The sequence below is a fragment of the Streptomyces sp. NPDC028635 genome (assembly GCF_040637635.1).
Taxonomy (GTDB): domain Bacteria; phylum Actinomycetota; class Actinomycetes; order Streptomycetales; family Streptomycetaceae; genus Streptomyces.
This window is the reverse complement of sequence record NZ_JBEZWX010000003.1, coordinates 371,853-375,544: the sequence shown is the minus strand read 5'-3', so window position 1 is coordinate 375,544 and position 3,692 is coordinate 371,853. Positions and strand designations below refer to the sequence as shown.

Sequence of the window (3,692 nt, the reverse complement as noted above, 5' to 3'; positions counted from 1 at the left end):
ATCGATTTGGCCAAATCGATTTGGCCGCCAGTATGGAAGGGGTGACGGGGGGAGTCAAGAGGAGGCGGCGGTCGCCTGCGGGACCGCGCGTACGGGCGCCCGCGCCGCGTTCCGCTCCCGCGCCCGCCGGAGCCGTGCGGCCTCAGGCGGACGACGGCCGGGAACGCCGCTGCGGGGACGCTCAGGAACACTGTCGCGGGGGACTCGGGACGCTCAGGAACGCTGCCGCCAGGGGCGCGGGCGCTACGAAACCCCCGGCCGCAGGGCGGGGGCGGGGAGAGTTCAGGAACACACACGCAGGGGCACTCGGGCCGCCGCCAGGGAGACCGCCGCTGCGGCGAAGCCGAGGACCGCGCCGGCCGCCACGTCGCCGGGGTAGTGCACACCGGTGTGCACCCGGGCGTAACCTACGGCGACCGCCAGTGCCCCGAGCGGCACGGCCGCCGCGGGCAGGACGACGCCGACGGCGGTGGCGAACGCGGTCGCCGACGCCGTATGACCCGAGGGGAAGGACGCCGACCTCGGCATGGGCACGTGCCGGTCCACGACCACCCGGGCCTGTTCCCGGTCGGGCCGTTGCCGGCGGACCATCCGCTTGCCGCACAGATTCGCCGCCGCGGAGGCGAGCGCGACCGCGCTCACCCCGGCCAGCGCCGCGCGCCGCGAGCGGCCCGGGCCGAGCGCGAGGAGGGCCGCGACGGTGAGGGAGATCTTCGAGTGGTCGGCCGCGTGCGACAGCCGCCGCAACGCGCGGTCCAGGGTGGGTGTGGGGGTGGCGGCCACGGCCGCGTACAGGGCCCCGTCGACCGCGCGGAGGTCGCCGAGCACGGCGGCGGCGGTGGCCTCGGCCCGCCTCACGGTCCGGCGGGCCGACGCGGCGGGCGGGACGGGGGTGCGGTCGGCCACGGTCGTCTCCTCGCTCCGGTGCACCGCGCTGCGGGCACGGCCCGGATGCTGCTCGCTGGGTCGCCCGGGGCGGGCGCTGCCGTGCCCAGCCTGCGCACTGCCGCCGCGGAGAGCGTCCCGGCCGGTCCGTACGGGTGAGTCGGGGGTGCGGACGCCGCGCCGAGCCGCGCCGCGGGGTGGCACCGCGACGCCGGGGACGCCGCGCCGAGCCGCGAACCGGCTGTACGGCCCCTGTCACGGCCGTACAGCCGTACAACCCCCGGCCGGTCCGGCGGACGGCCCCGTTCACGGCCGTACGGCCGTACGCCCCAGCCGTACGTCAGCCAGGGCGGCGCAAGACGGCCGTAGGCCCCCGGCGGGCGGCGCGTCACGGCCGTGCGTTCTCCCGGGTCGGCGTGTGTTCCGGTGCTCGGCCGGCCGGGTGGCGGACCTCCCGGTCCACGGCGAGGGCCACCAGGCCGGCGGCCAGGGACACCACGCCGCCGACGACGAACCCGACGCGGGCCCCCCAGTGTTCGCTCAGCCAGCCGACGCACAGGGCGCCGAGCGGTGTCGAGCCCTGCATCACCAGGGTGTACAGCGCCAGGACCCGGCCGCGGTAGCCGGGGTCGCTGCCCAGCTGGACGCGGTGATTGGCGGCCTGTGCGAAGTAGATCGTGGCGAAGCCGGTGAGGAAGAGCAGGGCGACGGTCGCGGCAGCCGTGGGCGCCCAGCCGACCGCCGCCTCCAGCAGTCCGAACCCGATCGCGGCGCCCGTCACGAGCCGCGCGGACGGCCGGCCGCTGCGCCCGCCGGCCGCGAACGCGCCCAGCAGCGACCCGGCAGCGAAGACCGTGGTCAGCAGCCCGAAGGAGGAGGCGCCGGTGTGGAACACCGTCTTTGCCAGCAGGGGCAGGGTCAGCTGGAAGTTCAGCCCGGCCAGCCCGATCACCGCGACGAGCGCCATGGGGACGGCCAGGTCGGGCCGCCCCAGCGTGTAGCGCAGCCCGTCGACCACCCGGGCGCGGCGTGCCGCGCGGGGCGCCCGGAGCAGTTCGGCCGGCCGCATCAGCCGCAGACCGGCCACGGTCGCCAGATAGCTGACGGCGTTGACCAGCATCACCCAGCCGGTGCCGAACGCGGTGAGGAGCAGCCCGGCGAGCGCCGGCCCGAGCACCCGGGCGACGTTGAAGTACGCGGCGCTCATCGCGGAGGCGTTCGGCACCACGCTCGGGGCGACGAGCTCGCTGATGAACGCGAGGCGGGCGGGCACCTCGACGGCGTTCACCAGGCCGAGGGCGAGCGCGAACAGGTGGATGTGCCACAGGGCCACCGCGTCCGCGAACACCATCAGTGACAGCAGGAGGGCGAGCGCCGCCGACACCAGGTTGGCCACGGTCAGCAACGTCCGCTTGTCCCGGCTGTCGGCGAGCCGGCCGCCGTACAGCGTGAACAGCATGGGCGTGAACTGCAGCGCCGTCACCGTTCCCAGCGCGACGGCGGAGTCGTCGGTCAGGCCGAGCACCAGCCAGTCCTGCGCGACGACCATCATCCAGGTCCCCGCCACGGACACGATCTGCCCGGCGGCGAAGAGCCGGAAGTTGCGGGTGCGCAGGGCGCGGAAGCGGTACGACAGGGGAGCGATCACGCCTGTCATCCTGGGGGAGGCCCCATGAGCACGGCTCGAGGTACACACGGCTCCGCCCCCGCGGGCGCTCACCCGCAGCCGTACGGCCCAGCCGATGATTCTCCGGTGATCAGCGGGTCATCACTTCGTCTCGAAGAAGACGAAAGGAGATCCGTCATGCCGGAACAGAGGGCGGCGCGGCAGCCTCTCACCGAACTCGACGCCCGCTACAGCTCCGCGCTCAACCCCCGCCCGGGCGCCGCGGACGTCACCGCCACCCCATGGGCACAGGCCGAGCGGTTGCTGGCGGCGGCCGAGATCTTCTGGGTGTCCACGGTGCGCCCCGACGGCCGGTTGCACGTCACGCCCGTAATCGCCGCCTGGCACGACGGAGCGCTGTACTTCGCCACGGGCCCCGCGGAGCAGAAGGCGCGCAACCTCGGCCACCACGCGCACTGCGCGCTCACCACGGGCGGCAACTCCCTCACCTCGGGTCTCGACCTCGTCGTCGAGGGCAGGGCGGAGCGCGTCACCGATCCGGCGCTGCTGGATGCGGTGATCACGGCGTACGAGGAGAAGTACGGCGCGCACATCACCTCGGCCGAGGGCACCTTCCACGGCCTGGGCGACGCCCTGCGCAAGGGCGACGCGACGGTGTTCGCGGTCGCCCCGTCCACGGCGTACGGCTTCGGCCGTGACGGCGGCGTGTACTCCCACACCCGGTGGTCGTTCTGAAGGCGAGCGTCAGCCGTCCCGGGAACCTGTGACCGGCTGTCTCGCCCGGCCGGTCCGCCGGGCTCCCTGCCCCGGGCACTGAGGGGAATGCCCGGGCGGACGGCGTGGTTACAGGTCTCGTGACTGACATGCACCGACCAGGATCGTGGTGGTGTCGGTCCGGGAAAGGAGAACTCCATGGCACGCAGCACCGTGCGTCCCGTCGTCCGGCTGAAGTCGACGGCCGGGACCGGGGTCACCTACGTGACGCGCAAGAACCGCCAGAACGACCCCGACCGGCTGGTCCTGCGCAAGTACGACCCGGTGGCGGGGCAGCACGTCGCGTTCCGCGAGGAGCGCTAGAGCCGGTGCTTCACCGGCCATGGCGGGGCCCGGCCCCCGGCCCCCGGCCGCCCGCGGTTTCCGGGGCCGTGGTGAAAACCAGGCCCGATGGGAGGGGCAACAC

4 protein-coding genes are annotated in these 3,692 nt (G+C 74.6%); 2 read left to right on the top strand and 2 right to left on the bottom strand.

From position 1 onward, the window contains the following. Positions 1-282 precede the first annotated feature (282 nt). Both AB0E88_RS05790 and AB0E88_RS05785 read right to left on the bottom strand, forming a co-directional pair. Complete coding sequence (locus tag AB0E88_RS05790) at positions 283-858, bottom strand: phosphatase PAP2 family protein (protein WP_361624388.1); 576 nt, start codon at positions 856-858, stop codon at positions 283-285. Positions 859-1,273: 415 nt separating this feature from the next. Beyond that, positions 1,274-2,533, bottom strand: coding sequence for an MFS transporter (locus tag AB0E88_RS05785; RefSeq protein WP_361624349.1), 1,260 nt, complete (start codon positions 2,531-2,533; stop codon positions 1,274-1,276). 156 nt (positions 2,534-2,689) lie between these two features. Here AB0E88_RS05785 and AB0E88_RS05780 point away from each other — a divergent pair, with 156 nt between their 5' ends. Both AB0E88_RS05780 and rpmG read left to right on the top strand, forming a co-directional pair. Further along, positions 2,690-3,247, top strand: a complete 558-nt coding sequence (locus tag AB0E88_RS05780) for a pyridoxamine 5'-phosphate oxidase family protein (RefSeq protein ID WP_361624346.1) — start codon at positions 2,690-2,692, stop codon at positions 3,245-3,247. Between the two features lie 177 nt (positions 3,248-3,424). After that, the gene (gene rpmG / locus AB0E88_RS05775; RefSeq protein WP_361624343.1) at positions 3,425-3,589 is read left to right on the top strand and encodes a 50S ribosomal protein L33; all 165 of its coding nucleotides are present in this window, start codon (positions 3,425-3,427) and stop codon (positions 3,587-3,589) included. Positions 3,590-3,692: the final 103 nt, after the last annotated feature.

Excerpts from the sequence above, each read along its gene's own strand:
- rpmG (WP_361624343.1), top strand. The coding sequence starts at position 3,425 with ATGGCACGCAGCACCGTGCGTCCCGTCGTCCGGCTGAAGTCGACGGCC.
- AB0E88_RS05780 (WP_361624346.1), top strand. The coding sequence starts at position 2,690 with ATGCCGGAACAGAGGGCGGCGCGGCAGCCTCTCACCGAACTCGACGCC.